Raw genomic sequence first — 15,282 nt, 5'->3', positions numbered from 1 at the left:
TCCGTCTCGCCTTATGATTTCGTTTGTAAAATGGCGGCTGGCCATTCGGATCGGCGCCAGCTCTTATTTGTATTAATCTCAACAGGCCACAATGCAATCTCGGATGCAACCGGTCCGATCTGGAAAACGCGACCGTTTTCATTCCCGGATATGCGGGAACGGACTAAACGTTCCTGAAGGTCCGGAGTTGCGCCAGGACCTGCTCCGGATCGGCGGACAACGTGTGCAGTCGGATCACGAGCGTGTCGGTTCCGTCGGCTTCGCGGCGGGTCGACCAGTTCCGCATCATCACCTTTTTCCAGACGGGAAAAATCTGCGGGCCGGTAACCGCATCGGCCAGGGACCTGGTGAGCGACACTTCCAGCGAGGCAAGCTGAATGTTGCGGACCGCGGTGCGGCGGAGTTCGAGTTTCCGGATGGACGCCCAGTCGATGAATCCGATCCGTTCGACGAAAAACCCGTCCGCATTGGCGCCGAGCTGCGGCACGCGCCGGTCAAGCATCGGATAATGCCAAAAGGCAACGGCAAGCGGCGCAAGGGCGATCAGCGCCAGCTCCGGCATATCCGCGACGATGGAGGCGATCACAAGAAATGCGCCGACGAACAGACCTCCGTAGACCATGGGGTCGCCATTCGACCGGTTGAAGCCGATCGCGAAGGGAGACGGGCCCTTCGGTTTTTCCAGATCACTGAACGGATCGGAATCCGTTTTACTCATGAGCCGCTTCTGCCTGCTGTCCGATTGAGGTCTCGCAATTTTCAGGTGCTTCGGCGGCGTTGTCAAAGGTCCCCGCACTCAAGTAGGCCGCAGGCCGATAGTGCGGAAGATATACCCCCGCACTCAAGCAGGCCAAAGGCCGGTAGTGCAAGAATACCCCCGCACTCAAGTAGGCCGAAGGCCGATAGTGCAAAAAAATATTAGACGGCGCCGTGGGTTTCCGGCGCGCCGACGCGCAGGATCCTGGAAATGGCGAAGGCCATCACCGCGCAGACCGCGATCGTCGCGACCATGGGCAGGGCCGTGCCGTCGAAGAACGGGCTGGCAGCCGCGATCATCAGGCCGCCGATCACCATCTGCAGGGTTCCCCCAAGAGACGAGGCCAGGCCGGCGATGTGGCCGTGCTGATCGAGCGCGAGCACCATCGTGGTCGGAATGACAAGGCCAAGACAGGCGTTGCCGGCAAACAGGAAGGCGATCAGGACCGGGAGCGATCCAAGGCCTGCGGCGGTGAGCGCCAGCAGGCACAGTTCGATGACGAAAAAGCCTGCTGTCGCCCAGGCAATCATCCGGGCCATGCCGAACCGCTCGCCCAGCCCGGCTGCGAACTGGGAGGAGGAGAAGAAGCCGATGGCGTTGACTGCGAATGCCAGGCTGAACTGCAGTAGGCTCAAGCCGTACTGTTGCGTGTAGACGAAGCTTGCGCTGGCGATGAAGACGAAGAAACTCGCCAGGCCGCAGCCACCGATCAGCGTCAGGCCCATGAACCTGGAATCCGTCAGGAGTTCCCGGGAGCCGGCGACAAGCGTCCTGAAATTCACCGGTGTTCTGTTCTCCGGCGCGAGCGTTTCCGGCAAGGTCGTGGAGACCAGGATGATGCTGCAAATGGCAGCCACCGCCAGGAACAGGAAGATCGTCGGCCAGCCTCCGAGAGCGATGAGGCCGGTGCCGGCCAGAGGGGCGAGCATGGGAGAGACGCTGATGACCAGCATGATCATCGCCATCAGCCGCGTTGCCTCGTAGCCGGTGTGCAGGTCGCGAACGATGGCGCGCGGGATGACCATGACCACGGCCGCGCCGATGCCCTGAACGAACCGGGCGGCAATCAGCCATTCGATCGTCGGCGCAAAGGCGCAACCGAGCGAACCGAGACAGAAGATGGTCAGGCCCATGTAGACCGGCAGTTTCCGGCCGACCTGGTCGGACAGCGGCCCGTAGATCATCTGCGAGACGCCGAACGACAGGAAAAACACGGTCAGCGTCATCTGCGTGGCCGCGACAGATGCGTCAAGCGCCTCCCCGATGGCCGGCAGGGCAGGCAGATAGATATCGATCGAAAAAGGGCCGACAGCCGACATCAGGCCGAGCACGATCGCAGAGCGAAACAAACCGCTGGACATGGTCCAAAGTCCTGGAAATTTAGGAATACGAAACCGGAAAGATGCCGGTGGCCCGGAGCGCAGCGTGAGGAACAGGAGCGCGGCCCGAACAAATCTAAGACTAAAGGCGTATATGGCACTGCACAATGGCCGAAACCCGCGTCTCGGTCATTTGGTCCCCGGTGTGGCCGAAATGCCATGGAGAACGGGGGCAGGAGGAACCGGTACCGTCGCAACGGTACCGGGATAAACGAGGCCGAGCGGAGCCCGGATCAGTATCAGGATCAGTGATCCAGGATCTCGGTCTCTTCGATCTTGATGTCGAAGCCTTCCAGGCCGACATAGTGCCGTTCGCGGGAGGCGAGCAGGCGGATGGACGTGACGCCCAGGTCCTTGAGGATCTGCGCGCCGAGGCCGATTTCCCGCCATTGTTCCTGGCGGGCCTGCGCCGAGCTGTGCTCTTCGGTTTCAGCCGCCTCGAGTTCGCTGCGCGGACGGGTGGACTGGCGGGCAACGCCGACCGAACCCTCGCGCAGGTAGACGATGATGCCACGGCCCCGTTCGGCGAAATGCTTCATGGTGGCGTCGAGCGGCTGGTTCTTGCCGAAGACGTCATCAAGCACCGATTCCAGCTGCAGCCGGACCGGCACGTTGCGGCCGTCGAGAATGTCGCCGTAGACAATGGCGACATGGTGCATCGGATCGTAAGGGGTTGAGTAGGTCATGGCATAGGCCGGGCCGACGATGGTGTCGACCGGCTGCTCGTTGATGCGCTCCACCAGCCGCTCGGTGCGCTGGCGCCAGGCGATCAGGTCGGAAACGGAAACCATTTTCAGGCCGTGCTCGGCGGCGAAATCGGCCACCTGGGCACCGCGCTTGACCGTACCGTCGTCATTGACGAGTTCGCTGATGACGCCCACTTCGGTCAGTCCGGCCAGACGGCACAGATCGACGGCGGCTTCCGTGTGACCGGAGCGCATCAGAACCCCGCCTTCCTTGGCGACCAGCGGGAAAATATGGCCGGGGCGCACGAAATCTTCTGCCGCCACATTCGAATTGGCGAGCGCGCGCACCGTGGAGCAGCGCTCCTCGGCGGAGATGCCGGTCGTCAGGCCCTGGCGGTAGTCGACGGAGATGGTGAAGGCGGTTGCCAGCGGTGCGTCATTTTCCGCCACCATCGGGTCGAGCCGGAGCCGGCGGGCAGCGGCCACCGTCATGGGCGCGCAGACGATGCCGGAGGTATGGCGGACGACGAATGCCATCTGCTCCGGTGTCACCTTGGATGCGGCAACGATCAGATCGCCCTCGTTTTCGCGATCGTCGTCGTCGGTGACGACCACGATTTCGCCGCGCTCGAACGCGCGGATGGCTTCTGCGACACGGGCCTGGGACACGGGATGCTCCTTGGTTGTAGAAAGGCCGAGAAAGTCGTTGGGTGTGACCGCGCCGTTGGTGGCTTCGGCGATCTTGCGCGCCATGTCGCGCGACACCCAGACATTCGGATCATTGCAAAGCGCTGTGACCGAGGCGGCGGACAGGTTCGCGCGGCGCGCAAAGGCGCTGCGGCTTTCCCCGTTCTGCGATAGCCAGTGATCCAGTCTCATGACCGTTCATGTACTGCCCGGACGGGCCGGCCGCAAGCCGATTCCGGAAAAAATTTCAGTATCACTGAAAAGTAGCGTGAAGATGGCTCAAGCCTGAGCTCGGACCGCGGTCAGGAAGGCCTTGAACAGCCTTCGGTGAATTTGCCTGTAGATCAGGAACTCCGGGTGCCACTGGACACCCATGGCGAAATGGGCGTCCGGATCCTCGATGGCCTGCGGCACATCATATTCGTCCCGGGCGACGATCTTCATGCCGTTGCCGAGCCGGTCGATCGCCTGATTATGCAGGCTGTTGACCCGCAGGGTCTCGCGCATGTGGATCCGGGCAAGCCGGCTGTCGTTGACGAAATGCACCGTCTTGGCCGGCAGCGGCGTCCACATCTTCGGCACACCTTCGAAGACGGCCCGCACATCCTGATGCAGCGAGCCGCCGCGATGGACGTTGAGCATCTGTGCTCCGCGGCAGATGCCGAGCACCGGCATATCCAGCGGACCCGCATATTCGAGGATCTCCAGCTCCATCTGGTCCCGTTCCGGATCGAGGCGGGCATCAAGCGGCGTGTTGGCGAGATAAAGGTCCGGGCTGATATCGTCGCCGCCGCCGATGATGAACCCGTCGAATTCGGTCAGGTCGTACTGGCGCGCGGGTGCGATCAGCCGCACAGGCTCCGCGCCGTAGAGCGTCAGCGACATCCAGTAGAACCACCACATGTACCGTCCGCCGCCGCGCGATGTGGTGACGCCAATCCGGGGTCTGGTCATGACAGCAGCAGCCATTCGCTGGATTTCACGGCCCAGGTGCCGCTGAAGGGCCATTGGTGATGATACTGGTAGGCTTCGCCCATTTCCCGGAGCAGGTCCGGCCTCTCGGCAAGCTTTTCCACCAGGCACCACCGGTTCCACTCCAGCAGAATGCCCCAGCCTGGTTCGCCGAGGCGGGAATCGGGCAGGCGGTAGTGGAAGGTCGGCCGTGTCTTGATCAGTGGATCGTTGACGGCGGCCCGCACCCGCGCCTCATCGATATGGGCGAATAGCGGCAGCATGTCCAGTTCCCGGTTCCGTGTCGGATTGGCTTCCAGGTAATCGTCGATCAGCGTGGGCAGGTCCGGAGCGTAATCTGGCGCGATCACCTTGTTGACATAGGCGAGCGGAAAGGGGTCCGCGAAGGCGGCGATCCGGCGGGTGGGATCGACGTCGATGACCGCCCTTAGCCAGTCGGACATGAGGAGATAGGCCTTCAGCATCGACGTCAGGTAGCCTGCGTCCGTCGACACGACCTCCGGATTGAGCTGTGCCCCGAAGGCATAGAGCGGACTGGAACGCGTGCTCGACGCGCCCGCATCGTGAAGGGCGGTCACGAGTGTTTCGACTTCCGGCAGGTCGTCGAGGGCGATCGGCGGGCAGACAACCTCACAGGGCACGACATAGGACGAGATGTCGCCCAGGAGCTTGCGGAACTCGGCCCGGAACCGGGTCAGAAACTCTTTCGCGCCCTCCGTCAGCGTTTCGAATTTGTCCTCGTCGGCGGCCGAATGGACATATTGGCTGTCGAGTTCGCAGACGAACTCGCCGAACCTGGTGTCTTTGACGAAGAACCGGTGCGGGTCTTCCTCTACGATGCTGCCGCCGTAGAGCGACTGGACAAGCTTGGCGCCATCCCGGGCGCTGACGGCCGCGAATTCCAGCTCCACGCCGACCCGGCGCGTATTTCCGTCCGCACCGAGCGTGTGCGGCGGCCACATCATTTTTTCCGACAGGATCATGGTTTTGCGGTCAGGCTTTCTCTTTGACGAATTCGGCGACTCGCGAAACGAAGGCTGGCACCACGGCATGTTCGCGCAGTCCCGCATCTTGAAACAAGCCTGTCAGGTCTTCCTTGAGATAGGAGGTGAAGTAAGGTTCGTGGAAGAGCTGCGGGAAGAGCGACAAGAGCCCGTCATAGTCGGGAACATCACCGGCCTGCAGGCTGTCGACGAACAGAAAGCTTCCGCCGGGCCTCAACACGCGCGCCACCTCCGAAATCACCTGCCGGCGCACCTTGGGCGGAAGCTCGTGAAAGAGAAAGACGCAGGAAACCACGTCCAGGCTGTTGTCGGCAAAGGGTAGGTTTTCCGCCATGGCATTGACGAAAGAGGCCCTGTGGCTGGCGATCCGCTCCCGGGCGACGTTGAGATAGGGTTCGGACAGGTCCACACCGACGCCTTTGAGGCGCGGAAAGGCGGCAAGGGCCGGCTTGAGGAGGCCACCAGTGCCGCAAGCGAGATCCGCGTAGGCGACCTTCCTCTGGTCCTTGGCCCGAAGGATCCGGGCGAAGGGGACGAGCGCACGCCGGCGCATGGCCGCCGTTGCCCCGGAAAACAGGACGTCGACCTGAAAATCGTAAAGCCTTGCACTTTCTTCGGAAAACCAGCCGTCCGTCTGGAAATGGAAATTCTGCCGGTAGTACCGCGGCAGGTTCCTGCCGAACCGGTCGCTTTCCTCAAAGACCTCCTGATGGCTGCCGGTTGCCCGGCGCTCGGCGACCCTGGGCACATCGGCGAAAAAGGCCCGGCTGGTCCTGAGCAACTCGCGCGGGGTCATGGTGCCGTCGCGCGGGGAAGGGTAGTCGCCCGCTTCCACCGATTTCAGATCCGCGGCGAAAAGCTTTGCGATATCGGCCAGCATCCGCCGCTGGGACGGCACCGGCCCGTCGGGAACCGGCGTCGGTGTTTCGGGAAGATCCGTCTTCAGCCGATTGTTGACCCGGCGCATGGCTTCCGAATGGGCGGTGTAAAGCGCGATCCGGCTGCCCTGCCGCAGGATGTAGCCGGTCCGCCGGGCCAGCTTGCCAAGCGATGGCCGTGCGGATCGCTCATGCCCGGAGGTCTCAACAGTTTCCCTGGTCCCGACCGGCTTCATCGATTCACTCCCTTGAGAGGTTTGCGACCACCTCAATATAGGGTGAAAAAATCGAATTTCTCCGAATGAAAACAACAATTTTTATTTTTGAAAATGACGGCGGCTAGCCTAGAAAGTTTAAAAAGCGCAGCGCATAACCGTGGCGTGTGATCACGGCGCTGACAGTCGAAACACATTGGGAGTGAGAATGTTCGGTAATCCTTTTCGGAAGTCAGGTACTGGTCGTGTTGGAGCTCCCCGTTCTTTCAAGTTCTTCTTCTTCAAAGTCATTTTCCTCTTCGGTGGACTTTGGTGCCATGCCGCCTCGGCGGCCGAGGAAGTCGTCAGCTTCGTCAGCTGTAAGGACTGTCCTGAGATGGTCCGGGTGAAGGAATCGGACTTCTCGAACTTCATGAAAAGCGGATCGTCCGGTGGAGCCGGAAAGCTCAAGTTCGCGATCGGGAGATACGAAGTCACCAATGAGGAATATGCGGACTTCCTCAACGACCTCCTGAAAGGCCGGAAGGAAATCAAGGACGCCTGGTTCGACGGAAAAAAGAACAACCCGAAAAGCCGGTTGATCTTCAAAGGCGGCCGGATTCAGGTCGCGAAAGGCTACGAACGGCACCCTGTCTCATTCGTATCGTGGGTCGGTGCGGTCGCCTATACGAATTGGTTGAGCGGGAAAAGCGGCCAGACATATCGGTTGCCCTCTGTCGAGGAGTGGGTGATCGCGAACAAGGCGGGGTCGCGCCACAAGTTCTTTTATGGCGATGAGCTGGAGGATATTTGCATGTACGCGAATGTCGTGGACATATCCTATGCTTCTGTAAAGAAAGCAGCCTTCGTCAAATGCGATGATCTAAACGTCGGGCCGGCCAGGGTAGGGTCCTATCTTCCGAACAAGTACAAACTGTTCGACACGACCGGGAACGTGAAGGAGCGGACCTCCACCTGCAAAACGATCAACAAAAAGGAAGAAGATTGCGAGAGCAGAATGGCCGCCGGCGGCAGCTTCTCCAATCTCGGCTGGGACGACAAAGGCCTGACCCGGACGGATGAACCGAGAACCGACAAGTCGGAACAGATCGGTTTTCGAGTGCTGCTCGAAGAGTAAGCGTACAGCTCCCGTTCTCTCAGCCTTTGACCAAAGTGGCGACCACCTCGATGTGGGGTGAGAAAACGAACTGGTCCACCGGCGTGACGGTCTGAAGCGTATAGCCGCCGTCGATCAGGAGCCTGAGATCCCTGGCAAGTGTCGCCGGATTGCAGGAAACGGCGGCGATCCGCGGTACGGCGGACAGCGCCAGTTGTTCCGCCTGGGCCTGCGCGCCGGCACGGGGCGGATCGAAGACGACCGCATCGAAGGCGTTCAGCTCTTCCGCCATCAGCGGGCGCCGGAACAGGTCCCGCCGCTCCATCGTCACCTGCTTCAGTCCTTTGGGGATGCGCAGGGCGTTTTCCAGCGCCTTGATTGCCCCAGCATCGCCTTCAACCGCATGAACGGAGGCGGATTTCGCGATCCTGAGCGCAAATGTGCCGGAGCCGGCAAAGAGGTCCGCCACCTTTTTCGGCTTGCCCTGGCCATCCATGACCAGCTCACAGAGCGCCGTCTCGGCGGCAAGGGTTGCCTGGGTAAAGCCGCCGGGCGGCGGAACCACGGCCGTGCCGTCCATATCGAGCACGGGCGGGCGCACCTCCAGAAGGGTTTCCCCGTTGACCGACAGCCGCGCCAGATCCAGCTCGACCGCAAGCTGGGACAGGTGCGCGATCTTCTGTTCGTAATTCCGGTTGGCCTGCTCGAAGGTCACATCGAGACCGGCGGTCGTCGACAGGACCGTGGCCCGAAGCTCGCCCTTCTTCGGCATCAGCGGATCGGCGAGCCGTTTGAGGCCGGGAAGGGCCGCGACGATTTCGGGAACAAGCACCGGGCATTCGCGAATATCGACCAGCCGGTGGCTAGCCTTTTCATGATAGCCAAGCAGTACGTGACGCCCGGCCCGGACAGCGGTGAGGACCGCGCGGCGGCGGGTGCCGGGGGATCCTGGAACGACGGCCTCCACAGTGGTGTCGATGCCCCGGTCGGACAGGGCCTTTTCAACAAGCGCGCGCTTCCAGTCCAGATAGGCGCCGGAGGCCAGATGCTGAACCGAGCAGCCGCCGCAGGCATCGAAGTGCCGGCAGATCGGCGCGATCCGCTCAGGGCTTTCCTGTTCGATCCGGATATGGTTCGCCCGGCTGCCCGCGACCTGTGCGGAGACCGTTTCACCGGGTAGGGCGCCTGCGACGAAGACGGGGCCATCGGATGTTTCCGCAATGCCGTCACCGCGATGACCGAGGCCCGTTATCAGAAGCTGGGTGTTTTCCTTGCTCATGGCCGAGCGATAGCCGCGTTCCTGCGACAGTGCAACTGCGAAGGCTCGGACTATCCCGACTTCTTGCCGTAAAGCAGCCACTCGGCGTTGCCGTCGCCGCCCTTGACGGGCGAGGCGGTCAGGCCGCAGGCCTGCCAGCCGGAAACTCCGTCGAGCCAGGCCTGCAGCTCATGCGCCGTTCTTTCGGCGATCTCAGGGTCGACCAGCCCGCCCTTGCCGATGTTTTCCCGCCCGGCCTCGAACTGCGGCTTGACGAGGAAGATGCCCTCCGCTTCGGGGGCTGCCAGCTCGAGTGCAGGCGGCAGGGCGAGTTTCAGGGAAATGAAGCTGACGTCTGAGACCAGAAGCTTCGGCCAATCTCCGGTAATATCGGCGTCATTGAGGTCGGCGCTGGTCAGGTCGCGTGCATTGAGACCGTCGCGGGCAATGACCCTCGGGTCCGATCGCAAGCGCTCGTGCAACTGGTCGTGGCCGACGTCGATGGCATGGACACGGCGTGCGCCGCGTTCCAGCAGCACCTGGGTAAACCCGCCGGTCGACGCGCCGATGTCGAGACAGATCCTGTTCTTGGGATCGACGCCGAAGACATCCAGCCCCTCGATCAGCTTGAGGGCTGCACGGGAAACATAGCCCGCAGCGGGGTCCGCAACCGAAACGGAAGCGTCGCCTGCCACCTTCTGTGCCGGCTTTTCGCAAACGGCGCCATTCACGGTCACCGTGCCCCGCAGGATCGCATCGCGCGCCCGGGCCCGGCTTGGAAAAAGCCCGATATCGACGAGATGCTGGTCAAGACGCGTTTTCGAACTCATGGCCCAGATCAGAAGCAGCCGGCGATGGCGGAGATCATCCTGTCGAAATAGATCCGCTCGCCGAAGCGCAGCCATAAAAAACCGGACAGGACCAGCAGAACGGCTGCTCCAAGAGCCAATCCCTTGTAAAGTGATGCGTTCAAGGCACTCACTCCGGTTCTGTCCGCCGCACCTGGAAAGAAGCCCTAGCTGCTCTTCGGGGCGTTCTCGATCAGGCGACGGAGTTTCTTCAGCGCGTTTTCCTCGTCCTCGCCATAGGCAATCGTGCCGACGAAGCGGTTGTCCGCGTTCATCAGGAAGACGGCGGCCGAATGGTCCATCGTGTAGTCGCCATCGTCAAGCGGCACCTTCTTGGCGTAGACCCGGTAGGCCTTCACGACTTCGCTGACCTGGTCGACGCTGCCGCTCAGAGGAATGATCCGCTTGTCGAAGGCGCCGACATAGTCGCGCATGACATCCGGGGTATCGCGCTCCGGATCGACCGTCACGAACAGGAAATTCATCCGGTCCGCATCCGGGCCGAGTGCCTCGATCCAGCCCTGCATCTCGGTGAGCGTCGTCGGGCAGACATCGGGGCAGAAGGTGAAGCCGAAATAGATCGCGAGCGGTTTGCCGGCGAAATCCTTGTCGGTCACGGTTTCACCGTTGCCATTGACGAGTTCGAACGGCCCGCCGATGGCGGCCAGCGGCTCAAGCAGCGCCCCTGTGTTCTTGGAACCGGTTGCCTGTTGATAGACGAGCACACCGGCAGCGGCAGCAAGGGCGGCAACCGCCGCCCAAGCCCCGATACGGATAATTTTCAATTTAGACATGAAGTCCTCAGTTGCCGTCTTTTTTCATGTTGCCATGGTCCATCTTGCTGTGATCCATGCCGCCATGGGTCATACCCTTGGCACCCATTTTCTGAACGTCCAGCTTGATTTCCACGTCGCCCGCTTTTTCGAAGGTGAGTTTGACCGGCACGACGGTCCCTTCCTCCAGCGGCGCGTTCAGGCCCATGAACATGATGTGGAGACCGCCCGGCTTCAGGGCAACCGTTTCACCTGCCGGCACCTCGATGCCGCCTTCCTTCTCACGCATCACCATCACGCCATCGTTGATGGCCATTTCATGCAGTTCCACCTTTTTCGAAACCGGGGAGCTTGCGGCGATCAGCCGGTCGGCCTCGGTGCCGGAATTGGTGATTTCGACGAAGCCGCCGCCGGCCATGGCTTTGGGCGGGGTGGCGCGGGTCCAGGTCTTGGAAAGGGTCAGGTTGCCGAGGGTGACGTCTTCGGCCTGGGCAGCGGAGGCAACGATGGTGAGCATGGCCGCAGCGGCCAGGGATTTCAGGAGTTTCATCTGTTTATTCCTTGAATGAGATGTGTTGCGCCGATCGGCGCGTTTCGTTGACTTGTCTCAGCTCAAGGAAATAGGAGGGGCTCGAATCGGGGCCTGTTCCCGCAGGATGGCTGGGTCCCGCCACCCGTCGGCGGCCAGCGGCAGCTTCGCGCTCAGGGTCCGGACGGCGACCTTCCAGACGGCGTCGACCGCCGGCGTAGCCGTGAAAAGGCCCAGATGAATGCACGCGGGTCCGCAAATGCAATGGGCCGGATCATGGGGGGCGGGCGATGGCACACTGCCGTCGTCCTCAACCGACGGCTGACACAGAATTCCGAGGCCGGAGGCCGCGACTTCCGGGGACAGCGCCAGGCCGATCATGATCACGGTGACACGCAATCCGACGGCCAGCATGGCCAGCAGCGCCAAAGGGCGGCGTTCCATGCGCAGTGTCTGGAAGAAGGTCAACGGAGCGGACATGCGCGCAATATGATCATATTTTGTGCAAAGGTCGAGTGTTTCAAACGTCACAGGTGGATTGTGCCTGCGCGCGTCACGATTTGTCCGGTTTCTCTTTTGTCGCAGGCTCTGCGTTTTCATCTTCCGCGTCTGCCTCGGTCTCCGCATGGTGCACATGCCCATGCGCATGCCCGTCTTCGGGAACGATGACCTCTTCGGTGATTTCAGGCGCTTCCGGGTCGTAGATCGGATCCTCGTAGGCCGGGAATTCTTCCGGCGGGATCACGTTATCCGCATCCACATCGAGCGGTTCGGGAGACATGACCGAGCCCACCTGCGCCGTCGCAGCGTATTCGAAGTCGTATTTGTCCTCCGGATCGATCGCGTGGCGTGCGAACAGCCGCGCGAGGACGAAACCGGCCAGCGCGATTTCCGCAGCGGCGACCATGAAGTAGAGACCGCTCGGCCCCGTATGGTTCATGAGGACAGAGGCCGTGAACGGGCCAAAGATCGATCCGATGCCGAACGACAGCAGCAGGCCCGAGGAGGTTTCCACGAAATCTTCCGGATCCGCATAGTCGAAGGCATGGGCGACCGCGATCGCATAGCCCGGCTGGGAGCAGATACCGATCAGGACGGCCAGGCCGGTGGCCATGTAAACACCGGTTGGCGACAGGAATGCGATGACAAGCGCCACAAGCGCGGTGGAGATGCCGATGCCGATCAAGACCAGGCGCCGGTCGATCAGGTCCGAAATCCGCCCGATCGGCCACTGGGACAGCATCCCGCCGCCGATGATGGCGGCGGCATAGAAGGCCGATTGGTTGGAGTTGAGGCCGATCTGGGATCCGTAAAGGGGGGCCAGGGTCCAGAGCGCACCGTTCGCGACCCCGACCAGCAAGGTGCCGACCAGCGCGGCCGGCGAGTTCCGGTAGAGCTTCACAGGGCGGAATTGCACCAGGGCGATCGGAGCCGGTTGAGTCGTCGTGGTCAGGGCGACCGGCATCACCGCAAGACTGACCGCCACGGATGCGATCGCGAACGGGATGAACGAGGTGATCTCCATGGTGGAGATCGAGATCTGGCCGATCATCATGAAGCCGAACAGGATCACGATGTAGATCGACATCACCGTGCCGCGGTTTTCATTGGTCGCGCGCTCGTTCAGCCAGCTTTCGACGATCATGTAGAAAGCGGCCAGGCAGAAGCCGGAGATGATGCGGATCAGGCTCCAGGAGAACGGATCGATCAGGATCGGATGAAAGATTGCAGCCGCCGACATCAGGGAAACCATGGCCGCATAGGCCCGGATATGGCCTGCACGCATGATCACATGGGGCGCGGCGAGGCACCCCAGAACCATTCCGAAAAAATAGGATGATGAGACCACACCGATCTCAAGGTTCGTGAACGATGCCTTGGCCGCGGCCAAGGGAAGCAGCGTGGTCTGCAGTCCGTGGCCGAAGACGAGCATGGCCACGGATATCAGCAACGCGGATATGGATGCGAGGGTCTGGGCCATGAAGACATCCGGGATTGGTCGGCTAAACAAAACGCCGGCGAACGGCCGGCGTAAGTTTCTTCTGTTCAAAGCCTTTTCAGGACATGCGAGCCCTGTCAATTGCTTAACGGCGCATAACGGAAAGCACCGTTATGTTTTTGCGCATAGGTTCAGGCGTGTTTGAACGAGCCCAGGCTTCCGGTGCCGAGAGCGAGGAAAACCTGCTTGAGAATGCCGTCGGTGGTCAGGCCGGCATCCTGGTACATGACGTCCGGCTTGTCCTGATCCTGATATCTGTCCGGCAGGAACAGCGTGCGCACCTTCAGGCCGTTGTCGAGCAGGCCGAGCTCCGCCAGGGTGGTCAGGACATGACCGCCGAAGCCGCCGCTTGCCCCTTCTTCCACGGTCACGAGCACTTCATGTTCGCGGGCGAGGCGCTGCAGCAGATCGATATCCAGCGGCTTTGCGAAACGGGCGTCGGCGACGGTGGTGGAAAGGCCGGCCGCATCCAGTTCGTCCGCGGCCTTGAGGCATTCCGCCATGCGGGTGCCGAAGGAAAGCAGCGCGACCTTGGTGCCTTCGCGGCGAATCGTGCCTTTGCCGATTTCGAGCACGCTGCCGCGTTCCGGCAGGTCCAGACCGACCCCTTCGCCCCGCGGATAGCGGAAGGAGATCGGACCTTCGTCATAGGCAGCCGCCGTCGCCACCATGTGGCGCAGTTCGACCTCGTCGGCTGCCGCCATGACGACGAACCCCGGCAGGCACGACAGGAAAGCGGTATCGAAGGCGCCTGCGTGCGTGGGGCCGTCTGCGCCCACAAGCCCGGCGCGGTCGATCGGAAAACGCACGGGCAGGCCCTGAATGGCCACATCGTGCACGACCTGGTCATAGGCGCGCTGCAGGAAGGTCGAATAGATCGCGACGAACGGTTTGTAGCCCTCGGTCGCCAGCCCGGCGGCAAAGGTCACCGCGTGCTGTTCGGCGATGCCCACATCGAATGTGCGTTTGGGAAAGGCCTCCTCGAAGAGATTGAGGCCCGTTCCGTCCGGCATGGCCGCGGTAACGGCTACGATCTTGTCGTCGTGCTCGGCTTCCCGGATCAGGGAGGTCGCGAACACATTGGTGTAGGACGGCGCATTGGCCTTGGGCTTGGCCTGCTTGCCGGTCACGACATCGAACTTGGCGACGCCGTGATACTTGTCCTTTGCGCCTTCCGCGGGCGGATAGCCCTTGCCCTTCTGGGTGACGGCGTGAATCAGCACCGGTCCGTGGTGCGTGTCGCGGACGTTCTTCAGGATCGGTAGCAGGTGTTCCAGATTATGACCGTCGACCGGGCCGACGTAGTAGAAGCCGAGCTCCTCGAACAGGGTGCCGCCGGTCCAGAAACCGCGCGCGTATTCTTCCGCCCGTGCGGCTTTCTCCTGCAGGGGCTTGGGCAGGTTCTTGGCGATGTGCTTCGCGGCGTCGCGCAAGGACTGATAGGTCGGGCCGGAGACCAGCTTGGCGAGATAGGCCGACATGGCGCCAACGGGTGGCGCGATCGACATGTCGTTGTCGTTGAGGATGACAATCAGCCGGGACCCCAGATGCCCGGCGTTGTTCATGGCTTCATAGGCCATGCCTGCGGACATGGCGCCATCGCCTATGACCGCGATGACATTGTTGTCGCCCTCTTTCAGATCTCGTCCGACGGCCATGCCGAGCCCGGCGGAGATGGACGTCGATGAATGCGCCGCGCCAAACGGATCGTAAGCGCTTTCAGCCCGCTTGGTGAACCCGGACAGGCCGCCGCCCTGGCGGAGCGTGCGGATCCGGTCGCGGCGTTCGGTCAGGATCTTGTGCGGATAGCATTGATGTCCGACATCCCAGATAAGGCGGTCTTCGGGCGTGTTGAAGACGTAGTGGAGCGCTACCGTCAGTTCCACCACGCCGAGGCCCGCTCCCAGATGACCGCCGGTAATCGAAACGGCATCGATCATTTCCTGGCGCAGTTCTTCCGACAACTGGTGGAGGTCGCTTTCCGACAATCGGCGCAAATCAGCCGGGTTGTTGACCGTGTCGAGCAAGGGGGTGTGCGGATGGGAAGTCACGCGACTGACGGCTCCAAAGAGTGGCTACAAGCGGGCAGCCTTACACCAAGCATAGATAGGGCGCAAATCGGCGGCTGGAATAGGCGGAGGATCGCGGGTTGTAAGGCTGTGCCGCCGTAATTGGGAATATTGTTCGGAAAAGGGCGGCGT

The 15,282-nt window shown here is 61.8% G+C and carries 15 protein-coding genes; 1 reads left to right on the top strand and 14 read right to left on the bottom strand.

All coding sequences use genetic code 11. From position 1 onward, the window contains the following. Nucleotides 1-163 precede the first annotated feature (163 nt). From ABIN98_RS12630 to ABIN98_RS12605, 6 genes are all read right to left on the bottom strand, one after another. Entirely contained in the window at nucleotides 164-718 is a 555-nt protein-coding gene (locus tag ABIN98_RS12630) for a hypothetical protein (RefSeq protein WP_346910434.1), read from the bottom strand. Between the two features lie 200 nt (nucleotides 719-918). Then, entirely contained in the window at nucleotides 919-2,118 is a 1,200-nt protein-coding gene (locus tag ABIN98_RS12625; protein ID WP_346910433.1) for a multidrug effflux MFS transporter, read from the bottom strand. Nucleotides 2,119-2,381: 263 nt separating this feature from the next. After that, nucleotides 2,382-3,701 (bottom strand): 3,4-dihydroxy-2-butanone-4-phosphate synthase, encoded by a 1,320-nt coding sequence (gene ribB / locus ABIN98_RS12620; protein WP_346910431.1) that lies wholly within the window; start codon nucleotides 3,699-3,701, stop codon nucleotides 2,382-2,384. Between the two features lie 87 nt (nucleotides 3,702-3,788). Then, nucleotides 3,789-4,463, bottom strand: a complete 675-nt coding sequence (locus ABIN98_RS12615; protein ID WP_346910429.1) for a type 1 glutamine amidotransferase — start codon at nucleotides 4,461-4,463, stop codon at nucleotides 3,789-3,791. Next, nucleotides 4,460-5,446, bottom strand: a complete 987-nt coding sequence (locus ABIN98_RS12610) for an amidoligase family protein (protein WP_346910427.1) — start codon at nucleotides 5,444-5,446, stop codon at nucleotides 4,460-4,462. Before ABIN98_RS12610 ends, ABIN98_RS12615 begins: the two co-directional genes overlap by 4 nt. 28 nt (nucleotides 5,447-5,474) lie before the next feature. Continuing rightward, entirely contained in the window at nucleotides 5,475-6,599 is a 1,125-nt protein-coding gene (locus ABIN98_RS12605; protein ID WP_346910426.1) for a class I SAM-dependent methyltransferase, read from the bottom strand. Between the two features lie 355 nt (nucleotides 6,600-6,954). On the opposite strand from ABIN98_RS12605, the gene ABIN98_RS12600 reads away from it, so the two are divergent. Continuing rightward, nucleotides 6,955-7,695 carry an SUMF1/EgtB/PvdO family nonheme iron enzyme gene (locus ABIN98_RS12600; protein ID WP_346910424.1) on the top strand — a complete coding sequence of 247 codons (741 nt, stop codon included), beginning with the start codon at nucleotides 6,955-6,957 and terminating at the stop codon, nucleotides 7,693-7,695. Nucleotides 7,696-7,714: 19 nt separating this feature from the next. Here ABIN98_RS12600 and ABIN98_RS12595 read toward each other — a convergent pair whose 3' ends face one another. The 8 genes from ABIN98_RS12595 to dxs form a co-directional block, all read right to left on the bottom strand. After that, nucleotides 7,715-8,953 (bottom strand): class I SAM-dependent RNA methyltransferase, encoded by a 1,239-nt coding sequence (locus ABIN98_RS12595; protein ID WP_346910422.1) that lies wholly within the window; start codon nucleotides 8,951-8,953, stop codon nucleotides 7,715-7,717. 50 nt (nucleotides 8,954-9,003) lie between these two features. Next, on the bottom strand, nucleotides 9,004-9,762 hold the full coding sequence (locus ABIN98_RS12590) for a TlyA family RNA methyltransferase (protein WP_346910420.1): 759 nt from the start codon (nucleotides 9,760-9,762) through the stop codon (nucleotides 9,004-9,006). Nucleotides 9,763-9,770: 8 nt separating this feature from the next. Further along, nucleotides 9,771-9,905 carry a hypothetical protein gene (locus ABIN98_RS12585; RefSeq protein ID WP_346910418.1) on the bottom strand — a complete coding sequence of 45 codons (135 nt, stop codon included), beginning with the start codon at nucleotides 9,903-9,905 and terminating at the stop codon, nucleotides 9,771-9,773. 42 nt (nucleotides 9,906-9,947) lie between these two features. After that, on the bottom strand, nucleotides 9,948-10,574 hold the full coding sequence (locus ABIN98_RS12580) for an SCO family protein (RefSeq protein WP_346910417.1): 627 nt from the start codon (nucleotides 10,572-10,574) through the stop codon (nucleotides 9,948-9,950). Nucleotides 10,575-10,581: 7 nt separating this feature from the next. Continuing rightward, the gene (locus ABIN98_RS12575) at nucleotides 10,582-11,103 is read right to left on the bottom strand and encodes a copper chaperone PCu(A)C (RefSeq protein WP_346910415.1); all 522 of its coding nucleotides are present in this window, start codon (nucleotides 11,101-11,103) and stop codon (nucleotides 10,582-10,584) included. Nucleotides 11,104-11,160: 57 nt separating this feature from the next. Next, nucleotides 11,161-11,562: a hypothetical protein gene (locus ABIN98_RS12570; protein WP_346910413.1), complete on the bottom strand. Its 402-nt coding sequence runs from the start codon at nucleotides 11,560-11,562 to the stop codon at nucleotides 11,161-11,163. 73 nt (nucleotides 11,563-11,635) lie between these two features. After that, nucleotides 11,636-13,063: an MFS transporter gene (locus ABIN98_RS12565; protein WP_346910411.1), complete on the bottom strand. Its 1,428-nt coding sequence runs from the start codon at nucleotides 13,061-13,063 to the stop codon at nucleotides 11,636-11,638. Nucleotides 13,064-13,212: 149 nt separating this feature from the next. Continuing rightward, nucleotides 13,213-15,132 carry a 1-deoxy-D-xylulose-5-phosphate synthase gene (gene dxs / locus ABIN98_RS12560; protein WP_346910409.1) on the bottom strand — a complete coding sequence of 640 codons (1,920 nt, stop codon included), beginning with the start codon at nucleotides 15,130-15,132 and terminating at the stop codon, nucleotides 13,213-13,215. Nucleotides 15,133-15,282 lie beyond the last annotated feature (150 nt).

It is taken from the genome of uncultured Roseibium sp. (assembly GCF_963675095.2).
GTDB lineage: Bacteria > Pseudomonadota > Alphaproteobacteria > Rhizobiales > Stappiaceae > Roseibium.
The sequence above is the reverse complement of the archived record's forward strand: the minus strand, read 5'-3'. Positions and strand labels throughout refer to the sequence as shown.